The sequence below is a fragment of the Shewanella xiamenensis genome, from assembly GCF_014647135.1.
In the GTDB taxonomy this organism is placed as follows: Bacteria; Pseudomonadota; Gammaproteobacteria; order Enterobacterales; family Shewanellaceae; genus Shewanella; species Shewanella xiamenensis.
Genome location: NZ_BMOP01000001.1, coordinates 300,835 through 323,057 on the forward strand (window position 1 = coordinate 300,835; position 22,223 = coordinate 323,057).

At 45.4% G+C, this 22,223-nt stretch carries 18 protein-coding genes; 13 read left to right on the forward strand and 5 right to left on the reverse strand.

Annotation, left to right across the window (positions count from 1 at the left end):
- Positions 1-223 precede the first annotated feature (223 nt).
- The 6 genes from IEY09_RS01250 (at position 224) to IEY09_RS01275 (ending at position 8,859) form a co-directional block, all read left to right on the forward strand.
- Positions 224-2,044, forward strand: a complete 1,821-nt coding sequence (locus IEY09_RS01250; protein WP_188869519.1) for an assimilatory sulfite reductase (NADPH) flavoprotein subunit — start codon at positions 224-226, stop codon at positions 2,042-2,044.
- Between the two features lie 74 nt (positions 2,045-2,118).
- Positions 2,119-3,816: an assimilatory sulfite reductase (NADPH) hemoprotein subunit gene (cysI, locus tag IEY09_RS01255; RefSeq protein ID WP_188869521.1), complete on the forward strand. Its 1,698-nt coding sequence runs from the start codon at positions 2,119-2,121 to the stop codon at positions 3,814-3,816.
- The gene (locus IEY09_RS01260) at positions 3,809-4,606 is read left to right on the forward strand and encodes a phosphoadenylyl-sulfate reductase (protein ID WP_188869523.1); all 798 of its coding nucleotides are present in this window, start codon (positions 3,809-3,811) and stop codon (positions 4,604-4,606) included. The genes cysI and IEY09_RS01260 overlap by 8 nt, the downstream gene beginning before the upstream one ends.
- A gap of 673 nt (positions 4,607-5,279) precedes the next feature.
- Positions 5,280-6,056: a monofunctional biosynthetic peptidoglycan transglycosylase gene (gene mtgA / locus IEY09_RS01265; protein ID WP_188869525.1), complete on the forward strand. Its 777-nt coding sequence runs from the start codon at positions 5,280-5,282 to the stop codon at positions 6,054-6,056.
- Between the two features lie 93 nt (positions 6,057-6,149).
- Positions 6,150-6,866, forward strand: a complete 717-nt coding sequence (locus IEY09_RS01270; RefSeq protein WP_188869527.1) for a 2OG-Fe(II) oxygenase family protein — start codon at positions 6,150-6,152, stop codon at positions 6,864-6,866.
- A 256-nt stretch (positions 6,867-7,122) separates the two neighbouring features.
- Positions 7,123-8,859, forward strand: coding sequence for a hypothetical protein (locus IEY09_RS01275; protein ID WP_188869529.1), 1,737 nt, complete (start codon positions 7,123-7,125; stop codon positions 8,857-8,859).
- Between the two features lie 48 nt (positions 8,860-8,907).
- On the opposite strand, the gene IEY09_RS01280 is transcribed toward IEY09_RS01275, so the two are convergent.
- Both IEY09_RS01280 and IEY09_RS01285 read right to left on the reverse strand, forming a co-directional pair.
- Complete coding sequence (locus IEY09_RS01280) at positions 8,908-10,455, reverse strand: S41 family peptidase (RefSeq protein WP_188869531.1); 1,548 nt, start codon at positions 10,453-10,455, stop codon at positions 8,908-8,910.
- A 175-nt stretch (positions 10,456-10,630) separates the two neighbouring features.
- Positions 10,631-11,515, reverse strand: a complete 885-nt coding sequence (locus IEY09_RS01285; RefSeq protein WP_037421638.1) for a phospholipase A — start codon at positions 11,513-11,515, stop codon at positions 10,631-10,633.
- A gap of 422 nt (positions 11,516-11,937) precedes the next feature.
- On the opposite strand from IEY09_RS01285, the gene cobA reads away from it, so the two are divergent.
- From cobA to cysC, 5 genes are all read left to right on the forward strand, one after another.
- Complete coding sequence (gene cobA / locus IEY09_RS01290; protein WP_188869533.1) at positions 11,938-12,768, forward strand: uroporphyrinogen-III C-methyltransferase; 831 nt, start codon at positions 11,938-11,940, stop codon at positions 12,766-12,768.
- Positions 12,769-12,849: 81 nt separating this feature from the next.
- Positions 12,850-13,758 carry a sulfate adenylyltransferase subunit CysD gene (cysD, locus tag IEY09_RS01295; protein WP_011623816.1) on the forward strand — a complete coding sequence of 303 codons (909 nt, stop codon included), beginning with the start codon at positions 12,850-12,852 and terminating at the stop codon, positions 13,756-13,758.
- 131 nt (positions 13,759-13,889) lie between these two features.
- Positions 13,890-15,332, forward strand: a complete 1,443-nt coding sequence (cysN, locus tag IEY09_RS01300) for a sulfate adenylyltransferase subunit CysN (RefSeq protein WP_109277709.1) — start codon at positions 13,890-13,892, stop codon at positions 15,330-15,332.
- Between the two features lie 3 nt (positions 15,333-15,335).
- Positions 15,336-17,060, forward strand: a complete 1,725-nt coding sequence (locus IEY09_RS01305) for an SLC13 family permease (RefSeq protein ID WP_188869535.1) — start codon at positions 15,336-15,338, stop codon at positions 17,058-17,060.
- Positions 17,061-17,104: 44 nt separating this feature from the next.
- Positions 17,105-17,722 (forward strand): adenylyl-sulfate kinase, encoded by a 618-nt coding sequence (gene cysC / locus IEY09_RS01310; RefSeq protein WP_188869537.1) that lies wholly within the window; start codon positions 17,105-17,107, stop codon positions 17,720-17,722.
- A gap of 23 nt (positions 17,723-17,745) precedes the next feature.
- On the opposite strand, the gene IEY09_RS01315 is transcribed toward cysC, so the two are convergent.
- Positions 17,746-18,585, reverse strand: a complete 840-nt coding sequence (locus IEY09_RS01315) for a TIGR03899 family protein (RefSeq protein ID WP_037426109.1) — start codon at positions 18,583-18,585, stop codon at positions 17,746-17,748.
- A 511-nt stretch (positions 18,586-19,096) separates the two neighbouring features.
- Here IEY09_RS01315 and hemG point away from each other — a divergent pair.
- Together hemG and IEY09_RS01325 are read left to right on the forward strand one after the other, a co-directional pair.
- Positions 19,097-19,618 carry a menaquinone-dependent protoporphyrinogen IX dehydrogenase gene (hemG, locus tag IEY09_RS01320; protein ID WP_037421655.1) on the forward strand — a complete coding sequence of 174 codons (522 nt, stop codon included), beginning with the start codon at positions 19,097-19,099 and terminating at the stop codon, positions 19,616-19,618.
- A gap of 43 nt (positions 19,619-19,661) precedes the next feature.
- Complete coding sequence (locus tag IEY09_RS01325; RefSeq protein ID WP_055647523.1) at positions 19,662-20,189, forward strand: cytochrome b/b6 domain-containing protein; 528 nt, start codon at positions 19,662-19,664, stop codon at positions 20,187-20,189.
- A gap of 148 nt (positions 20,190-20,337) precedes the next feature.
- Here IEY09_RS01325 and IEY09_RS01330 read toward each other — a convergent pair whose 3' ends face one another.
- Both IEY09_RS01330 and IEY09_RS01335 read right to left on the reverse strand, forming a co-directional pair.
- Entirely contained in the window at positions 20,338-21,090 is a 753-nt protein-coding gene (locus IEY09_RS01330) for a thiol:disulfide interchange protein DsbA/DsbL (RefSeq protein ID WP_055647524.1), read from the reverse strand.
- Positions 21,091-21,346: 256 nt separating this feature from the next.
- Positions 21,347-21,991 carry a DNA-J related domain-containing protein gene (locus tag IEY09_RS01335; RefSeq protein ID WP_088586776.1) on the reverse strand — a complete coding sequence of 215 codons (645 nt, stop codon included), beginning with the start codon at positions 21,989-21,991 and terminating at the stop codon, positions 21,347-21,349.
- Between the last annotated feature and the right edge of the window lie 232 nt (positions 21,992-22,223).

The window sequence follows — 22,223 nt, forward strand, 5'->3', positions numbered from 1 at the left end:
CGTACCATTGTGGCAATACTTTGGTTTGACACAAGCGCATATTGCTCAAGCTAGTCGATTCTGCACTGGTCGTATCAAAAAGTTTTAACCAGTGCACACTTTTGTAGCTTAATTTTTGCACTTTGTATATTCCAAAATGGAATTAAAAATCAAATTTTATTCTTTTTTGCTTTTCCAAATCCACGTTAATCTGCTGGGTATTACACTGTCATAGGGCCGTCTCATGTTGTTAAAAGAACTTTCATCACTGGCTTCACCCCTGTCGCAACCGCAGGTCGACAAGCTGAAACAACTCACCGCGGAATTAAATGCCGTGCAACTTGCTTGGGTGAGTGGTTATTTAGCCGCAACGGCCAATGCGGGAGGGAATCAAGCCCAGCTAGTGCCAGTGTCTGATACACAGGCAGCGCAGACTGTAACCATTCTCTATGGCAGCCAAACCGGCAATGGTCGTGGCATTGCCAAAGCCTTGGCCGAAAAGGCTAAAGCACAGGGCTATAGCGTGAATTTAGCCTCCATGGGTGAATACAATGTGCGCCAGCTCAAGCAAGAAACTTTGTTATTGCTGGTGGTCAGTACTCATGGTGAAGGTGAAGCGCCGGATGATGCGATTGAATTACATAAGTTTTTAGCATCAAAACGCGCACCTCAATTAAACAACTTACATTACTCTGTGTTGGCGCTGGGTGATTCGAGCTATGAGTTCTTCTGCCAAACCGGTAAAGACTTTGATGCGCGGCTTTCGGCATTAGGCGCTAAAGCCTTATTGCCGTTGGTTGAGTGTGATGTGGACTATGAGGCTGCGGCCGGACAGTGGCACGCCGATGTGCTTACTGCGGTTAAGCCACTCATTCAAACCACGGCTAACGTGGTGGCACTGAATGAAATTAATTCAACTTCGGCTCAAGTTGCCAGCGAGGGCGAATTTACTAAGCAAAACCCTTACAGTGCCGAAGTGTTGGTGAGCCAAAAGATCACCGGACGCGATTCAGACAGAGATGTGCGCCACGTTGAAATTGATTTAGGTGAATCAGGCTTACGCTATGAAGTCGGTGATGCCCTTGGGGTGTGGTTTAGCAATAGCGAAACCTTAGTCGATGAGATTTTAGCGGGCTTAGGGTTAGCAGCCGATACCAAGGTGACTGTCACTAATGAGTCAATCAGCCTCAAGCAAGCCTTGATCGAGAAGAAAGAACTGACGCAGTTGTATCCTGGTTTAGTCAAAACTTGGGCCGAGTTGTCCGCAAGTCCTGAGCTGCTTGCTATTAGCGAAGATAAAGAGCAGGTTCGTCAGTTTATCTTACATCATCAGTTTGCTGACTTAGTGGCTAATTACAAGCTCAAGCCTGACGCTAATCTCGACGCTAACAAGTTAGTTGAGTTACTACGCCCATTAACGCCAAGACTCTACTCCATCGCCTCTAGCCAGAGTGAAGTCGATACCGAAGTGCATCTCACCGTGGCATTGGTGGAAGATGAACATCAGGGGCAAACGCGTTTTGGCGGTGCATCGCACTTCTTAGCCTCGGCGCAGGAAGGCGCCGAAGTAAAAGTGTATGTTGAACCGAATAAGCATTTCCGTTTACCTGAAGATCCACAAACGCCAGTCATCATGATTGGTCCTGGCACCGGGGTTGCACCGTTTCGCGCCTTTATGCAGGAGCGCGTGGCACAAGGCGCTGAGGGCGATAGCTGGTTATTCTTCGGCAACCCGCATTTCGAACAGGACTTCCTGTATCAAACCGAGTGGCAACAATATTTGAAAAACGGCGATTTAACCCGTATCGATGTGGCATTTTCGCGGGATCAAGCCCATAAGGTTTACGTACAGCACCGTATCAAAGAGCAGGGGCAAGCCCTGTGGCAATGGCTGCAAAACGGCGCGCATCTTTATATTTGTGGTGATGCCGAGCGAATGGCTAAAGACGTGCACCAAGCCTTGCTTGAGGTTGCGGTGGAGTTTGGCGGACTGTCGAGCGAGGCGGCGGAAGAATATTTCGAGACCCTGCGCAGTCATAAACGTTACCAAAAAGACGTGTACTAATTAATCGATCCCAAAGATAGAGAGCAGTATCCACTGAGATACTGCCGCCGACCGAATTTTAAGAGGCAGTTGCCATGAGTGAGCAAAAGTTAGCATTAAACGAATACCTAAAGACCGACAGTGATTATCTGCGTGGCACCATTAAAGAGGGGTTAGACTCCTCAGTGACAGGCAGTTTTAGCGATGGCGATCAGCAATTGATCAAATTCCACGGCTTCTATCAGCAGGATGACCGTGATTTGCGTAACGAGCGCAAAGAGCAAAAACTCGAACCTTTATATAGCTTTATGTTACGTGCCCGCGTGCCTGGCGGTGTGTGTACACCTAAGCAATGGTTAGGCGTAGATGAAATTGCTTCGACGCTCACCAGCTCTAACAGTATTCGTTTAACGACGCGTCAGACGTTCCAATACCACGGCATTCCAAAGCGTAACCTGAAGACCATTATCCAAGGCTTGGATCGTGAAGCTCTGGATTCTATCGCTGCCTGTGGTGACGTTAATCGTAACGTGATGTGTAACCCCAATCCGGTGGAATCTAAGCTGCATGCGCAGGCCTATGAAGTGGCGAAAAAGCTGTCTGATCACCTGCTGCCGCACACTCGTGCTTACGCCGAGATTTGGTTAGACGAAGAGAAATTACTGACTACAGAAGACGAAACCGTAGAACCTGTATACGGCAAAACCTACTTACCACGTAAGTTTAAAATGGCCGTGGCCGTACCGCCTGATAACGATGTTGATGTCTACACCAACGACTTAGGCTTTATTGCCGTGGCTGAAAATGGCGAATTAGTCGGTTTTAACCTGACCGCAGGTGGCGGAATGGGCTCGACCCACGGAGAGGTAGAAACCTTCCCACGCTTAGCCGATGACTTTGGTTTTATTAAAACCGAAGATGTGATGAAGTTTGCCGAAGCTGTGATGACAGTGCAGCGTGACTGGGGTAATCGTACCAACCGTAAGCGTTCACGCCTGAAATACACCATCGTCGACCATGGCTATGAGAAGTTTAAGGCTGAAGTGGAAGCCCGTGCCGGCGTTAAGTTTGAACCCAAGCGCGATGTGGTGATTGGCGATCGCGGCGATCGTTACGGATGGGTAGAAGGTGTCGATGGTAAGTGGCATTTAACCCTGTTTATCGAAAGCGGCCGTATCAAAGACTTGCCGGGTAAGAGCTTACAAACTGGTATGCGTGAAATCGCTAAGATCCACAAGGGTGATTTCCGTATGACCTCAAACCAGAATATGATTATCGCGGGTGTGGCGCCCGAGGATAAAGCGACTATCGAAGCGCTTGCCCGTAAACACGGTTTACTCGGCCAAGTGTTGACACAAACCCGTGGTCATTCGATTGCCTGTGTGGCCTTGCCAACTTGTCCATTGGCGATGGCGGAAGCTGAGCGTTATTTCCCTGAGTTTATTGATCATATTGATGCACTGCAGGCTAAAAATGGCATTAGCGATCAAGCCATTGTGGTGCGTATGACGGGCTGTCCAAACGGTTGTGCCCGCCCATTTGCCGCCGAAATCGGTCTTGTGGGTAAGGCGCCGGGGCGCTATAACCTGTATCTCGGGGCGAACTTCGAAGGCACTCGCCTGAATAAGATGTACAGAGAGAATATCCAAGAGGCTGAGATCCTTGCTGAATTGGATGCATTATTTGCCCGCTACGCGATTGAGCGAAATGCAGGCGAAACCTTTGGTAACTTCACCGTCCGCACGGGCGTAGTGAAGGCGGTTATCGATGCCGCTAAGGATTTCCATGGCTGATCTTGATTCTGGGGCAACGGGTTCCGGCTTGCCGAACGTGTTGCAGAGCGTGGTAAGTCACATTGAACTTAAAGCGTTGCTGACGGCGCCTAAAGATGTGCAGCAAGCGGAACTGGAACGCATTAATCGCTTCTTAGCTGGCTTGACGGCTCAAGAGCGAGTGCTCTGGGGCTTAGCCTATTTGCCGGGTAATCACGCGCTGTCATCCAGTTTTGGGATCCAAGCGGCGGTGATGTTGCATATGGTGAGTCAGGTGCAATCGGATATTCCGGTGATTTTAACGGATACTGGATACCTCTTTCCTGAGACATATCAGTTTATTGACCAGCTTACCGAGCGTTTATCCTTAAACCTTAAGGTTTACCAAGCGCCGATGACGGCGGCATGGCAGGAGGCGCGCTTTGGCCAATTGTGGGAGCAGGGCTTAGAGGGTCTTGAACGTTACAATCGACTGAATAAAGTGGAGCCGATGCAACGTGCTTTGGCGGAACTTGAAGTAGGCACTTGGTTTGCGGGACTTCGCCGGAGCCAGTCGAGCACTCGCGAAGAGTTACCGATATTGGCTATCCACGGTACTCGCTTTAAGCTGCTGCCGATTATCGAATGGTCGAACAAAGATGTGCATCTGTATTTGACTCAATTTGACTTGCCTTACCATCCTCTATGGGAGCAAGGTTATGTTTCTGTTGGGGATACCCATTCTACTAAACCCTTAGAATTAGGGATGTCTGAAGAAGAAACACGCTTTAATGGCTTGAAACGCGAATGCGGCTTACACTTCGAAATATAGCTATCTAATTGATTAAATAAGTAAATGCCATAACTTTGACTGTGGCATTTTTTATTTTACGCCCAGACCATTCATTTTGCTTAATTTTGAAGCGGTTTAACCGTTAATGTTTTTTGAGTGTCATTCTGGCGTCATTAAAATCAGATAAATTTGATTATCAGATGGTTAGCGATTGTGACTTTGTGATAGCTAAAAAATTGTACATTTTTACTCACAGGGTTATGCACATTAGAATGTTCTGAGCTATATTTCAAAGTTCCCGTAGATGGTTTTGAGGATGTTTACTGCGCAGATACAGATTAGTCGGTATTTTGCCAAGTTAAGTTGTTGAATATCGTTATTTATGGGCTTAGTTTGCTGTGTAACGATATAACGAGACGGAAAACAGTAGCACTTCCAAAGGACCTTGCTCGCCGCTGCGAGTATCCAGCAGTTTGATTGACTTGCTAGCGCTTGTTAATCAGTCATTTTCACCTCGGTCAGCTGTGGTCAAAGCTGCCGAGGTTGAGCCAAATTTGTGGCATCATTAATTTATCTTCCTCATTCAATTCAGCTCGGTTTTTTGCAGTTTATGACTTACTATCATCGGCTTACACTTTGCTATTCTACTGTAAGCAAAAAATCTCTTAGACTAACAGTTAGTTTGGATGGCGTGATTGATGAGGATAATTAAATGACCGCCCCTTTGTATGCCATGCGCGATCATGTCAATCGTCCCCAAGTTAATCATCCAACCCCTAAGCCTAAGATGCGCGGTGTTAAACGTGTATTCACTTGGTTAGCCAAATTGGTTTTGGGTTTATTTTTCACCTCTATTTTAAGTGTGGTACTACTCCGTTTTATCGATCCTCCGATGTGGAGTTGGCGAATAGAGCGGGCGTTGTTTCCGCCCGCACCGATTACTGAGGTTAGGCATCAATGGCGATCGCTTGAGCAAATCTCCCCTGAGCTGCAATTAGCCGTGATTGCCGCAGAAGATCAAAAGTTTGCTGGCCACAGTGGTTTTGATTTAGACGCGATTAGTTCGGCCATCGAATACAATCAAAAAGGTAAAAAGGTTCGTGGGGCCAGTACCTTAAGCCAGCAAGCGGCAAAAAACCTGTTTATGTGGTCGAGCCGTAGTTTTATCCGTAAGGGCATAGAGGCGTGGTTTACCCTGTTAATGGAACTGTTTTGGGATAAGGCGCGTATCCTTGAGGTATACCTGAATATTGTTGAATTTGGTCCGGGGATTTATGGTGCCGAAGCGGCAGCAAAGCATTATTTTGGCAAGAGTGCAGCTAAATTAACTCGTTATGAGGCGTCATTATTGGCTGCAGTTTTACCAAACCCTTGGCGTTATAAAGTCTCCCCCCCTTCTTCCTATGTTGAACAACGCTCCGCTTGGATCCGCAAGCAAATGCGTCAGTTAGGTGAGGTGACACTCAAAAAAGTCGGTGAGGCACAATAAATTTGCGATTGTGATTTTGTTATTAAATTGTAATTATGCATCTCTGATGAGTAGGATGAGTGTTAGACGTTCGAATGATCCAAGGAATAAACGATGTTTGAGTTTAATTTTGAGCGAGATATGGCTTCACTGCATCAAGAATATGCTAGAGATGCAAAAATCAATATTCAACAAGTCTGGCAGAATGAAACCGCAGCTGTCATTGCTAACACACTTGCTAGTGAAGTGAGTTTTGATAATGCAATGTTTGTCGACAATAAGCCAATGAGAGTGTCGGATCAACAAATACGCCAATTACCGATTGAAGCTCAAAAAGATTTACAGCAAAAAATATTACACAATGCTGCAAATGGGATTGGTTTTTTATATGGAAGTCATCTCGTAGGAGGCTTAGATGGAAAGCCTTCACCGGAATTACTTACATCGCTACATCGTTTTATTAACAGCCCTGACATGTTTAAATTTATTCAAACGATTACGGGTATTGAAGGTATTTGTTATGCCTCACTGCAGGCGAGTCGTTATATTCAAGGGAATTTCTTAACAAGACATAATGATGTTGTGGAAAGTGAGGGCCGTAAAGTTGCTTTTGTTTTTGGCTTTACTCCAGAATGGCATCCTGATTGGGGTGGGCTGCTGCAGTTTTATACTCCTAAAGGTGTGCTGACTGATACCTGGGTGCCAACCTTTAATAATTTGGCATTATTCGATGTCCACCATCCTCACTCTGTTTCATTTGTCGCGCCGTTTGCAAAACGACCACGCTTTTCTGTAACAGGATGGTTTCGAACGATTGCGCCCAGTAAATAGGAAGCTTCTGACACATGCCGCGATTAGCGTCAAAGACGTTTTAATGGTAGATTATCGCGGATTTTTGCATATTAATGAGTTCTTATTTGCTATTCGTTATTTCTTAGCTTATCCGTTCTCAAGATTAGTTATAATAAGCTTTTGATTTTGCAATGTTGATGTAATAAGGAATGACAATAGGTCAGTATTTAAATGCCGAAGGTAAGTGCTTTCGGTATTATTTTGTCACTTTGACGGTAATTAAATGGAGTTTTAGATGAAAAAGATTGTTATTGCTGCGGCAATTATTGCAGCGGGGGCGGGTGCTTATTGGTACACTCAACACGGAAGTAGCTCGAGTGCTTCAGCCAATCCTTTGCTAGATTATATTCCAGCCGATACCCCTGTGTTTACTGGCCAGTTAAAGCCGTTTCCACTGAAAAACTACCTGCAATCGATTTCTAGCAATTACCAGCAATATTCAACTGATTCCTTAGCTCAGTTAGGCGATTTGGATAGCCCAATGGCTAAGTTTTTTGTGAGTATTTACAAGCAATATATGGATGGAATGAAAGATCCTACCGCATTGCTTAAGACTTTCGGTTTACCGAATGAGATCAAGCCTTATTTTTATACCTTAGGCGTAGTGCCTGTTCTTAAAACAGATATTAATCAAATTGATGCATTCTGGGCTGTGCTGGATAAAGCCGAACAAGAAAGTGGTTATACCCACGAAAAGCGTACTTTAGCAGGGATTGACTACCGTGCTTATTCGTTTGCCGAAGAAGGCTCAACTGATAAAGCTGACCTATTATTTGCCCATAAAGATGGCATTTTAACGGTCACATTCTCGGCTTCCTCTATCGAGCCTGAAGTATTGGAAATGGCTTTAGGATTGAAGAAACCCGCCCAATCTTTAGCCGCATCTGGCATGTTGCAAGAGATCATTAAAACCCATGGTTTTATGGACGATAGCATCAGCTTTATCAACCATGTTGAGATTGTTAAAGCGATAACCTCTCAAGATGGCAATATGTTAGCTAAACAGCTCACCAAGTTCTTAGCAGAAGAAGGCCAAGGTGAAGATCCGTTAGCGCAAATCCGTACACCAGAATGTCGCACTGAGTTAACCGCGATTGCGGCTAACTGGCCGCGCACAGTGGGAGGTTTAACCGCATTCACGTCGACTGAAAAAGAAAGCCATATGGCGGCTTCTTTTGTGATTGAAAGCAAAAACCAAGCAATTTTAACGGCATTACAAAAAATGCGCGGCTTTATTCCAACCCATTTAGCGGATATTAACAGCACTATTTTCTCGATGGGCCTTGGGATTGATGTTAATGAAGTAGCGCCTTCGCTCACCGCGATTTGGGATGATCTGCAAAAGCCACAGTTGACCTGCGCGCCTCTAGCCGAGCTACAGGCTGAATTAAGCCAGCAAAGCCCTGCGATGTTGGGCATGTTTACCGGCATGGCTAATGGTGTTAAAGGCCTGAGTGTGTCATTACTCGACTATAAGATGAGTTCACAGGATCAAGAGCCTAAACTCGAAAGTTTAGATGCCTTAATCAGTTTAACCGCTGATAATCCTTCAATGTTATTCAACATGGTTAAGCCTTTTGCCCCTATGTTGGCTGAACTGCAAGTCGCGGATAATGGTGAACCCACTGATTTATCTCCACTATTAATGTTGCCGCCAGAACTTAATATCAAACCGATGTTGGCGATTAAGGGACAACACTTAGTGGTTTACTCTGGCGATAAAGGTTTAGCGTTAGCCAATAAACTGGCGAGCGAAAAACCATCAGCCAATGGCCTTTACAGCATGTCAGCCGACTACGGTAAGATGTTTACCCCAGTGCTGACGCTGTTAGAAATGACCGGTGAACCAGTGCCTGAAGAGCTGCAAGCATTGAAAGACTATAATATGCGCGTACAAATGAGCTTTGATGTGAATAAACAAGGTCTGGTTTTTGGCTCTGTGATGAACTCAAAGGCAAGCGATAAGAAATAAACTTATCACTCCACCGCATTTTAAAGCCAGCAAATTGCTGGCTTTTTACTAATGAGATTGGGCTAATTTGGTTTGTCGACCGTTAGTTGGATCTACGGCTTTGGGTTTGGCTGATTTAACTAAACTCACGAGTCCTTGCCATTCAATATCATTGTTTTGTGGTAACCAAATATCGGGCTCAGTGCCTTTTCCCGACAGCAACTCGCCTTTAGCATCATAGGTGAGAGAGCTACTAAATCGAATCTCTAAGTCACTATTTGGCAAGGTAAATTGATATTGTCTGGCAAAATCCCCAGAGGTTTTTTCGCCGATTAAATTCACTCTCGACCATGCTTTAGTCCGGTAGGCGATCCACTCGCATTCTTGCTTACACAAGGGACTGACAAGTAGTGCAAGACGATTATTGCCTTCGGTGAGGACTTCAGGTTTGGTGCGAACAAACCAAGGACTAAACCGGCTTTTATCGATAGTTGGTAGCCGCCGTGTCAACACGTTAAGTCGCGCAGGGCTGAGTTCAAGTTCATCAAGCGGTTTAAAATTCAACGGTTTTAAATAATCGTTTCTAAGTTCTGGCGAGCGTCGATAATGGGCAAATCCCATGATTTTTTCGACCGCTGAATGAGGTGATATGTCCATGGTGGGCATATCCTGATAACGCGAGAGCATGGTCAGTAACTTAGGACTAAATCCCTTCGCTTGCCTGAGATCGACAATCAGTAATGGTTGCTCCATACCTTTACGTAACTCTTCTTGTTGTATTTTATCGAGTTCAAAAGCATAGAGGTCATCTATTTTGAGTCGAGCCGTGGTTGGATTTATCTGTTCTAGTGAATAGTCAGGTTTTGAGACCGTAGTCGGCCCTAAGTCATCAAGTTGAGTGAGTAGGCGTTCAAAGCTTATCTCTGTGTCGTCTTCAATCGGTTTAACTATCGTTTTAGAAGGGGGAGGCAGAGCAATAGTGACCTGCGTTGTCTGCAAATCATCATTTATCAAACTAATAATCACATAAGGTTTGATGCTTAAGCCTAAGTCTTCCCGCAGTAGGTTGAGTCGTTTAAGCCAAATCAGCTGCATTTCTTGGCTATTTTTTGCAGGCTCTGACAGATAGGCTTGGCTGGCAGAAATCCACTTACTTAAGGGGATGCCATCAATATGGGTGATAAAAGGATACTCGGCACTAATAGGATTATTTTTATGGTCTAAGGCAAGCCATTGTTCGTTGACGGGTCTCAGTGTTAAGGGTAAGTCGGCGCTACTATTGTCAACTTTCGCAACTTGAGCACCAGGATCTTTTAAGGCGTTAAGCAGTTTTGTAAGCTCAGCTGCGAACCGTTCTGTAGGAACAAGATCTTGGTATTGCTCAGTCATCAGTCCAGCAAGTCGTTCGAGTTGGTTGTCATTGTGTTGTGGATCCAACGCATAAAATGCGGAGTGTTGTTCAATTTGATTGAGCAGAATATAGAGATCTTGGCGAATATCTTTTGTCGTTAACGTGGGTTGTTCTTTTTCAGGAATAGCAAAAAACGCGAGCCTGATAAGGCTCGCGCAAATAATCATGCTCAGCAAAGTTATTACCGTTCGATAGCTAAAACTCATATTCCTCCATGATGACCCTTACTGCTAAAAAGGTGTGCGACTATCGATGTAAATGCCGCTGTTGGCAATAAAAATCATCATTAAGCTCCCTTAGGTTGCTCGCACTTGAGCAATTTAGCAGCAGTTTGTTTGTGTCAGCATAGAATTATGGCTGTTTTTTGTGCTGTGTCACGTCCTAGAGAATATCGTTGAGTGATACACCGATCCCAATACGTTGATTATGATGGTTATAGTCGATCAGGCTTTCACCGTAGCCATTAAAGTATTGAGTATAAAGGCGTAAGTTACCTATGATGGGATAGCTCCAAGTGATCTCTGCTGAACCTCGGTCAATATCTTTAAAGTTAGTTTTAACGGTGAGAGTGAATCTATGCTCATCAATCCCATACACGCCAACAAATTCAGCATTGCCAATATACTCATCAATATTGGGATTATCATCGCCACGGGCTTGGTGGATGTCTGTTTTTTCATCCTCAGGAATGCGCCACCACACCTTAGTTGAAAACGCCAGTGGGCCAGCATCAAAGATCATCGTGCCATAGATGCGGTTCCAACTACGGGATAATAAACCTGCTTTACCATTAGATTGGTGGACAGCGCCCAATCCCCAAAACGAGTTTGTCACACCGCCAATTTTCCAATCATTATTGAATAGCATAAAGATTTCGGGTTCGTGGTTTGTTTCACGAAAGGGTGAAGATATTTCCTTATTGTATACCTGCCAATAGGATTGATTAGTATAGGCAAAAAATAGGTGACCATTATCACCAAAGACATTGTACCAAATTGGAAACTTAAAGCTTATCTGAAACTTAGCTTCCATCTCATCGAGTTCATAGTTTGTTCCGGCGGCCTCCCCTGCATAGGGTTTCATATTCGGATCAGGATTATAGGTCGCGGGTAAAATGTAATTGACTTTATGCGGCGTTATTACAAATGGACGCTCTGAAGTCGCTAGTTCATCCTTAACGCGATCTTTGATTAAAGATTCCTCTGCCTGTAACCCTGTACAAGTTAGCAGTCCGATTAATGCGATACCTTGATAAAATGGGGACATCGACTCTCCTTGATGTGTCTGTTTGCTTTATCTTTATTTACCGAGCTTAACATTAGTCTGTGGATCTTTTGTGAGAAATACTGTCACTTGTACTACTTAACTTGAGTGAAACTGCATCTCTTCTTATGCGTTAACGCGCTGACTGAGTAGATTTTTTAGCAATAACATAGTGCTGTTATGTGAGGTGATGCAAGTTTAGGTTGCATTCCTATTTGCCCTGTTATCATGTTTTATTTAGTTATTTCAAATAATTAACTTATTTTAGTCAGTATGGTGCTTTTGCCAACCTCGTTTATAGTTAACTGGCTTAATTCAAATTTGGTTGTTATTTCTTTTTGATATAACAATTAATGATTTTATATTTATTATGGAATATAACTGGCGCTATATTGCTACACATTGATCTCATATCGGGGAATGTGATGGAAATTTTATCTTTACCAGGCCAAAGCGCTAAGGGCAAAGTCTGGCTGGTTGGTGCGGGCCCCGGCGATGTAGAGTTATTAACCCTTAAAGCGTGGCGCATTCTAAAGTCTGCCGATGCGGTGTTATACGATGCGCTCGTTAGCCAAGATATCCTCGATTTGATCCCTAAAGATGCTGAAAAAATTGCCGTCGGTAAACGTGCAGGCAAGCATAGCGCGGCGCAAGATGAAATTAATCAGTTACTGGTGACGAAAGCCTATACCCGTAAAAACGTGGTACGCCTCAAGGGCGGCGATCCGTTTATTTTTGGTCGCGGTGGTGAAGAGTTACAAACCTTAGTCGAAGCGGGCGTCGAATTTGAAGTGGTTCCCGGGATTACCGCCGCCAGCGGCACTTCGGCCTATGCGGGCATTCCATTAACCCATAGGGATTACGCCCAAGGGGTAACGTTCATCACTGGCCATTGTCAGCTCGAAAGCCGTCCGATGGATTGGCAGGGTTATGCTAATCCCAACAATACCTTAGTTGTATATATGGGGATTTTAAACGCGGGCATTATCCGTCAAGGGTTAATCAACGCAGGTCGTAGCCCAGAGACACCAGTGGCCATCGTCTCGAAGGCGACCACTCAGTCGCAGCAACGTTTTATTGGGCAATTAGATTCACTCGAACAACTTGCTGCTGATCCGCAGTTGCAAATGCCCGCATTAATGATTATTGGCGAAGTGGTGGGGTTGTCCGAAACCTTAAATTGGTTTCAGCCCAAGGGCGAAGGCCAGCTGCCGCTTGACGCTTTAAATACGACCAAAGTTGCAGCAAAAATTTAGTTAAATCAGAACATTTTTTAGAAATAGTTAAGTTAAATCCAGCTGCCTGTCGCAGCCCATTTTAGGTAAACGGAGAAGAGTATGGCCGGGCGTGAATTAAGCCACTTACAACAACTGGAAGCCGAAAGCATTCAGATCATTCGGGAAGTCGCAGCCGAATTCGATAATCCAGTCATGTTGTATTCCATCGGAAAAGATTCTTCGGTGATGTTACACCTTGCGCGTAAAGCTTTTTATCCCGGCAAGATCCCATTCCCCTTGCTGCATGTGGATACGGGCTGGAAATTCAAAGAGATGATCGCCTTTCGTGATGCGCAGGCGAAAAAATTTGGCTTTGAATTATTAACTCATACTAACCCAGAAGGCGTTGCCCAAGGGATTAACCCCTTCGACCATGGTAGTGCAAAACACACTGACATCATGAAAACCCAAGGCTTAAAACAAGCCTTAAACCAATATGGTTTTGATGCCGCTTTTGGTGGTGCGCGTCGTGATGAGGAAAAATCCCGCGCGAAGGAGCGGGTGTATTCGTTCCGCGACCGTCACCATAGATGGGATCCTAAGAATCAGCGCCCTGAACTGTGGCGCACCTATAACGGCGCTGTGAACAAGGGCGAAAGTATTCGTGTCTTCCCATTATCGAATTGGACTGAACTCGATATTTGGCAATATATCTATCAAGAAAACATTGAGTTAGTGCCCCTGTATTTTGCGGCTGAGCGCCCTGTGGTTGAGCGTGGTGGTCAGTTGATTATGGCCGACGATGAGCGCATGAAGCTCGAAGAAGGTGAAACCATTAAGCATGAGGTGGTGCGTTTTAGAACCTTAGGTTGCTATCCATTGACGGCGGCAATGCATTCGCAGGCGGACAATCTCGAAAAAATCATCGAAGAAATGCTGCTAACTCGCTCGAGCGAACGCCAAGGGCGGTTAATTGACTCGGACCAGAGTGCATCGATGGAGCAGAAGAAACGCCAAGGTTATTTCTAAACTAAGGCATTTCGAGCGAAGGTTCAGAGACAGATTAAACCGATTTCGTGAATGTCCCGATGAAGGCTTTTAGAGCAATCAAGTACCAGCAGACTTCACGAACAGTTGAGCAAGATAAGAGTGAGATAAAGATGGATAAAGCGGTCAATAAAACTAATCGTATGGCGGCAGAAATCAGCCAGCATGGAGTAAAAGAATATCTAGCCCAGCAACAACATAAAGGTTTGTTGCGCTTTTTAACCTGCGGCAGCGTCGACGATGGCAAGAGCACCTTAATTGGTCGTTTATTGCATGACAGCGCGCAGATCTATGAAGATCAATTAGCCAGCTTAAAAAATGATAGCGCTAAGATGGGCACAACGGGCGAAGCCATAGACTTGGCTTTGCTGGTGGATGGTCTGCAAGCCGAGCGTGAGCAGGGCATTACTATCGATGTGGCTTATCGTTATTTTTCAAGCGATAAGCGTAAGTTCATTATCGCCGACACCCCAGGCCATGAGCAGTACACCCGTAATATGGCGACTGGCGCCTCAACCTGTGACTTAGCGGTGATCTTAGTGGATGCGCGTTACGGCGTGCAGACCCAAACCAAGCGCCATGCCTTTATTGCCTCTTTGCTGGGTATTCGCCACTTTGTGGTCGCGGTCAATAAGATGGATTTACTCGGGTTCGATGAGCAAGTATTCAATCGTATTCGTAATGATTTTAGTGAGTTCGTTAAAGGCTTTGGTGAGTTAGATATTCACTTTGTGCCCTTATCAGCACTCAATGGCGACAACGTGGTCGAGCCAAGTTTACATACCCCTTGGTATCAGGGCGGTACATTACTGGAATTGTTGGAAACCATTGATACCCAACGTGAACTGAGTGCCTTACCCGTGCGCTTCCCGGTGCAATATGTGTCGCGTCCAAATCTGGATTTTCGTGGTTTTGCCGGTACTTTAGCCTCTGGTGTCATCAAGGTGGGTGATGAAGTGGTAGCGCTGCCTTCGGGTAAACGCAGCAAGGTTGAGCGTATCGTGACCTTCGATGGTGATTTGGCCGAGGCAACGGCGGGGCAAGCCGTGACTATCACCTTAGAAGATGAAATCGATATTTCCCGTGGTGATTTACTGGCTCTGCCAGAAAGTGCGCCACAGGTTGCCAACCAAATCGTGGCTGACCTCGTGTGGATGGATGAAAAACCACTACAACTCGGCCAGTTATATGACATCAAGGTTGCGGGTAAAAAGACTCAAGCCTCAGTCTCGACCATAGAATATGTGGTTGATGTGAACACACTTGCGCGCAGCAGCGCCGACACACTAGGGCTCAATGCTATCGCTCGCGTGACCTTAGAGCTGACAGAAGATATCGTTTTCGATGCCTATTCTCTGGTACGTGATACTGGCGGCATGATCCTGATTGACCGTTTATCCAATGCAACAGTTGCAGCGGTAATGGTGGTGTCAGGCCAACATGTAAGCAAGCAAGTGTCTTCACAATTTAGTGCCTTTGAAATTGAGTTTAATGCGCTAGTACGTAAACACTTCCCGCACTGGCAAGCGATTGATATTTCAAAGCTTGGAGCCTAATACGTGAGTGACTTGTGGCTATTGGCGATAGTGTTGTTTGGGTTGTTGGCTGGCTTAATTGCTGGTCGCATAAACCCTGCGGTGTTGTTTTTATTTGCTTTTTTAATATGTTACCTCCTCGGTATGGTAACGCTCGACACCGCACTCACTAGCTTTACCAATACTGGGTTAGTCACATTAGTGTTATTGGTACTGGCGGCGACGGCGCTGGAAAAGACTTCATTGCTGGGGAAGTTAAGCCAAGTGATTGGCAATAACTCTCTACCCGTCACGATGGCAAAGCTGGGGCTTTCCACTGCACTGTTATCGTCCTTTACCAATAACACGGCGGTTGTAGCATCTTTGATTGGGGTGGTACGTCGTAATCAGGCTCATGCACCTGCTAAGTTATTACTGCCACTTAACTATGCGGCGATTCTTGGGGGGACGCTGACACTGATTGGTACTTCCACCAATCTTATCGTCAATTCGTTTGTGGAAAATGCGGGCTTACCTGCGCTGGGTTTCTTTGAGTTTACCCCTGTTGCAGCGTTGATTGTACTGTTAGGCATTGCGCTACTGATCATGTTGGCTAATACCTTGCCCGACAGACGGGAGGATACGACAGAAGAAGCACTGCCCTATTTACTTGAGGCCCATGTCGCTAAAGGCTCACCTTTAGTGGGGCGCAGTGTGGTTGACAACAAGCTCAGAGCCCTAAAAAAGCTTTATTTAGTGGAGCTTGAGCGAAGCGGTATTTGTATTTGCCCAGTTCCGCCGCAGTTAGTATTGCAAGCGGATGATGTGCTGCGGTTCAGTGGCGCGGTGGAGTCCGTGGAGCTTTTACATCAATTTGATGGGCTCGATTGGTTTGGTAAGCATCAGGCCAAGGGCCAAAATCTAGTCGAAGCGGTATTGGCACCTTCGTCGAGCTTAGTGGGCAGCACCTTAAAAGAGTCCCGCTTTCGCGAGCAGTTTGATGCGGCTGTGATGGCGATTCGTCGCGGCCATCATCCGTTAAAAGGCGGCTTGGGCGATATCGTATTGCAACCGGGCGATGTGTTACTGCTGACGCCGGGGGATGGTTTTAGCACCAATGCTAAGCTGAGTACCGAATTTGCCGCTGTCAGCGGACTCGATTTGAATGTGCGTTTAGACACTAAACGCAGTCGTATCGTGTTAGCCGGATTTGTGTTGACGATTGGCCTGAGTCTGGCGGGGATTTTACCCTTGGCAAAAGGATTGGTGCTATTGCTGCTCAGCTACTTTGCCATTGGCGCCGTAACCTTAACTGAACTTAAGCGCCGTTTCCCGCTCGAGTTAGTCGTGATTGTGGGCAGCGCTTTAGGGCTAGCCAATTTGATGATGAGTACAGGACTTGCCGATGGTTTAGCGCAAGGGCTTCTCAGCGCAATCAATGGTTACGGGGTGTTTGGGGCGTTTGTGGGGGTTTATTTAGTTACCTTATTGTTGACTGAACTCGTCACCAATAACGCCGCCGCGGCCTTGGCTTTTCCTATCGCCTATGCGGTGGCGCTGAATTATGGCGTTGATCCAAGGCCCTTTATTATGGCTGTGGTGTTTGGGGCTAGCGCTAGCTTTATTTCGCCCTATGGTTATCAAACCAACTTGATGGTGTTTAATGCGGGTAACTATCGTTTTAGTGATTTTGTACGGTTAGGGCTGCCCTTATCCCTACAGTATTCGCTGATTGTGATTTTTATGGTGCCGATCATCTTTCCGTTTTAACGATGCCTTTAGTCGTTGGTTTATTAAAGGTTTGAGGAGTTTTTATGAGCAATATAGTGTGGCATCAACATAGTGTCGACCAAGCAGCTAGAGCCAAACTTAAGGGGCAGAATCCGGTATTGCTTTGGTTTACCGGGCTTTCTGGCGCAGGTAAGTCGACCCTAGCAGGTGCGCTTGAGCGTGCATTATTTGACGCGGGCTTTCACACCTATCTGCTTGATGGCGATAATGTGCGCCACGGTCTATGTAAAGATTTGGGTTTTAGCGTGGCCGACAGGGATGAAAACCTACGCCGTGTTGGCGAGGTAGCAAAACTTATGGTGGATGCGGGCTTGGTGGTGTTATCAGCTTTTATCTCTCCCACCCGAGAAGAGCGCGATAGCATACGTGCAAGATTCCCCGCTGGACAATTTATCGAAGTGCATGTATCGACGCCACTTAGCGTGTGTGAAGCGCGCGATCCCAAGGGATTGTACGTGAAAGCACGCAAGGGCGAAATCGCACATTTTACTGGGATTTCATCGCCCTATGAGGCACCGCTCTCCGCTGAGTTGACGATTGATACCAGCAAAGGGGATTTAGCATCTCAAGTTCGGGCTTTGATTGATTATTTAACCGCAATCGACGTTATTAGCCCAAATCGCCTCACGGCACTGGCATAGAAGCAGTCTATTACTACAGCTTGTTATTCAATCTTAAAGTCCTTGGCAAACAGGGCTTGAAGGGCTTTAAGGTATTCTTGGTCCTGTTTAGGAAGTACAAGCTGCGCTAGTTCATCGCCAATAGGTGTTAATCGATAATAACTAAAGAGCAAATTACCGCTCTTAGGGGTTAGCTTCATTTGAATACCGGGCATAGTGAGTTGGATGGGGGTTTTACTATTGAGTAAACCCGTTTCAAACTCACTGCTATGGAGTATCCCCGCATCAACTAGGGTGAGAATACTGGAGTAGGGCAGACCAAATTGCGAGAGACCGAGGGTGATGTTGGTATGCTTGCGAAAATATTGGCCAATCCCGCCCGTGAGCCGATAGCCGCTAATGAGTTTTAAGCGCTGCTCATTATTCACTTTTGCTGCCATGCCTAGGGCTTTTTCGAGGATTTGCGCTTCTCTGTGCGTTAATTGCTTAAGTAGCGCTAAGGTGCGTAGGCTAAAGTTTCCTGGGTTGATGATTTCACTAGAGAGAATACGTGCCCATAGGTCCTGCATTTTTCGATTATGGATTTGCTCCGCCATCAGAAAAAATTGATGACTCCAGTCGGGATCGAGATCCACCCCCGTCATGTCGGAAGAGGTATAACTTAAGGCGAGGGCGAAAATGGTTTCAACATTTGCCTGATACTGGCTGGCGAGTTTACGCTGCCGATGCTGGGCGCGTTCGGCAATCGAGGCATTGGCTGGGCGATATTCTTCCTCACTGGCGAGACCGAGTTGACGGCCAAGTAAAAGAGCTTTTTTACGGGCAGAGACCTCCGCAGCGGGAGCGGCTTCATCCGCAAGCATTAAAATATCCGAATCCTTCATGCCTTAATCCTGTATCACTTGTCTGCTAATTTACATGGCAAATTAGGGAGAATACCCGCTCTGCCAAAAGTGTCCAGCTTAGCCGATTGTAAGCTTTAAGTCTCCGAGTTGGTTTGCTTTTATTCGCGCTTGCTAGACTAGGGCTAGAATTGCTGATTTTGTAACATTTTGATCCTCAGAGTGGTGATTTTTATTTTTGTGAGCAAGCTAGAATTACCGAATATCGAGGGATGGTTTGGCGCTAAGCCCGTGATCTATTTCATGTAAATAGATGACTAAATCACCTAGTATGCAATATCGTAATAGGCAGTTTGCTTTTTGCGTGGAAAACCTAAATATCGCTAGCGGACTCGCTATCCATAGAAGCGCATTGTTTATCTTGTGGTTACCTTCTGGATTGCGAGGCATTGAGTATCATATTGATTGGTATATTTAGGTCAACATAAGGCCGCCGTACTTGTTTTTCTTCTGGCCGCTTTTTCTTATTTTTGTTGAGATAATAGAGGCTTAAGTGAAAAAAATTCTGATCATCTTCTCCAGTGTTCATGGTCAAACTCGTAAGATCACGAATCAGTTAGCCCAGCAACTCAAAGAGTTAGGTAATTCGGTGGTGATTGCTGATATAAAAGCCGTCCCCGCGATGGAGTCCTTCGATAAGATCATCATTGGCGCTAGTATTCGTCACGGAAAACATAATCCTGCGCTGTATGAATTTATTCAGAAACATCAGCAAATCCTGACACAAAAAGTCGGTGGATTTTTCTCTGTGAGTTTAGTTGCCCGTAAACCTGAAAAAAATACCCCTGAGACCAATCCCTATATGCAGGCGTTTTTAACTAAAACGACTTGGCGTCCTCAGTTGTTGCAAGTGTTTGGCGGTAATTTGAATTATCAGGGTTATAATGCATTTGATAGGAATATCATACGTTTTATCATGTGGTTAACTAAGGGGCCCACGGATCCTGTTACTAATGTTGAATACACTGACTGGCAAAAAGTGCATGAGTTTGGATTACAAATCCACCAAGCCTAAGCGGGCGGTTGAGGCTAACGTTGATTATCGAGGATAAACCTATATGTCGAACAAATTAACCTTGATATTCGATTTTTTGTTGGCGCGTTTGCATGTTTGGCTGGTGTTGTCCGCAAGTCTACTTATCTGCACCAGTCCGTGGATTTTTATCGGTCGAAGCCTGCGTGCTAATGCTAGCATTTGGGATTATCTGCATGTATATCTGGGATTGGTGTGTGCTGCGTTAGGGATTTTATTTTTGTTGCGTAATAGCCTCCAAGGCAAATGGCACCAGTATTTTGCCTGGCTGGTGGGCGATTGGGAACAATTGGTGCAGGATATTAAAGGCCTTTTTAAAGGCAAGCTCCCCGTAGCCGGTGGCAAAGGCTTGTTTAGTTGTATCGAAGGGATTGGCATGGTACTGCTGGTCGCGACAGGATTAACTGGCGTTGTATGGTTTATTTACCAAGGAACACCACTGGCAATGACTTGGCGTGGTTATCATCAAATTTGTGCCGATGCTTTTATTGGCTTTTTAGTACTGCATATCATATTGGCCGCAACGCATATTATTGAATTTATTAGGCAATAACTTCTGCTACTGCTGAGCGTTAGGTCCAACCTGAGTGAGTTTATCTTGCTCTAACTTACTGAAGGGACTGACTAGTATCGATTCATTTTTGATTGAGACTTGTCAGTCCGCTAAAGCATCCATTCGCAAAAAACAGAAGCTTATATTGTTACCTTAAACGCTTTTGACGGCCAAGAGCGACGGCAGCGGCAAAGGCTAAGAATAACCAGTTTAGGCTACCACCAGAACTTTTAGGTGCCTGTGCATCTTTTTCGACGGCAAGATAGTTAATTAAGCCAATCAGTTCGTCTAAGGTTCTGATGCTGCTTAAGTTAACTGCATATTTGTCATTAACAATAAAGGCTGGCACGCTTTCAACGCGGAATTGGTTTTGCTGGGCACGCCAAAGGGCTAGCTTTTCATCTGTGCTTTTACTGTCGGCAAGTTTGTCGTACTTCGCCGCGTCTATACCGAACTTAGCAAAGACTTGTTTTATGTCGTCACGGCTATTGATTTGCGATTCGTGCTTATGTCCAGGGGCGCTGTGGTCGTGGCCATTAGCGCCTTCTTCTCCTTGGATCGCGGCGAACATGGCATGGGTTAGAGCGTCTTTATTATCCAGCTCTTGGATGACGGCCAGCGAACGCATGACTTCAGTCCCTAAAGCACTATTCATAAAGTCGACATGCTTAGTATCAAATGCAATGCCCTTGTTTAAGTTAGCTTTGATATCAGGCAGATAATTGGTTTCCATATTGAAGCAATTATGGCAATAGAAGGAGAAAAACTCGGTAAGTTTAGGCTCACTACTCGGCGCTTTATCAGAAATTTGAGTGTAGTGAGTGCCTTCCACAAAATTTGCTGCAAAGCTGCTGAATGGTGCAACGATTAAGGCGACAGCCAAGGCGATTGGTTTGATCATAGAACCCTCAAAGTCGGTTAGATTGAATCCAGTACATTAAGTGCTATGCGTTGTGCCTAATGGTAATGGATAAGCTGATTCAATCTTGAAATTACGCTTGTGTTATACCAGCGTGAAGATGGTTTTAGGTTAGTTTGAAATGCTTAATTATCGCTGAATTAGTGCGCCGATATTGAACTAAATCTGTGATCCCGTGGGAGTTTAGACCTAGAAGTTTGCAAGACTGCAAAGGGGATCACAGATATATCAACATTCGCTAAGCAATATCCCGCAGGGATTGCCAAGCCTCGCAGACTTCGCGAAAGCGGGCAGCATCACCTTCGGGTCTATCAGGATGCCATTTGAGGGCTAAACGACGCCATTGTTTGCGGATATCTTTTGGGGTTGCGCTTTCATCTAACTCAAAAACTCTTAGGGCATGTCCTTTGTGCATTAAATTTACATTGAGGCCAATGTAGCTCTTATAACTGCTCCAGAAAGCCTCTAATAATTCCCTCACCACGTTTTCGCTGGTGTCGTAGTTATTCCAGTCAAGATAATATTCTCGCAGGGAAGTCTCTTCCATTATCAATAAGTTAACATTTGATGGCACGAGGCGGAAAATCTGGATTTCCATTGCTTTAACTTGTAACCATTGCTTAGGAAGAAGCATTTCTTGCAGTTCGAACAGGGCATTCATCAGTAGAAAGTTACGCTTAAATAAATCATTACCCGGGTTTTCATCTAAAGGATGGATAAGCCCTCTGCTCTGTAATTCGGTGGCGAGGTGATGGATTTTCCAACTTTGATTGGAAGCTTGTAACACCGATAGCACTGGCCAGATTAACGGATTATCCCCCTTAGTGGTCGAAAGCCTTGCCGATTGAGCTTCTGCACTGAGTGAAGGTTTTGCGAGTAGCATACTGACAGTCCCATCCTAAGTTATTATCAAGCGAGTGTGGCGATTAAACTGAGTGTACATCTATCCATAAGATTTTTAAGGCTTTTACCTTAAATTTGCCGCTAATTACAGCGTGCTAGATGTACACTATGCCACAGTGCAAAGTGTAGGCAAAGATGGATTTTAGAGCAATTTGCCTCAAGGTCGCATAGGCTTTGCTGGCGGGAATGGTGTTAATTTTTTTACGATGAGT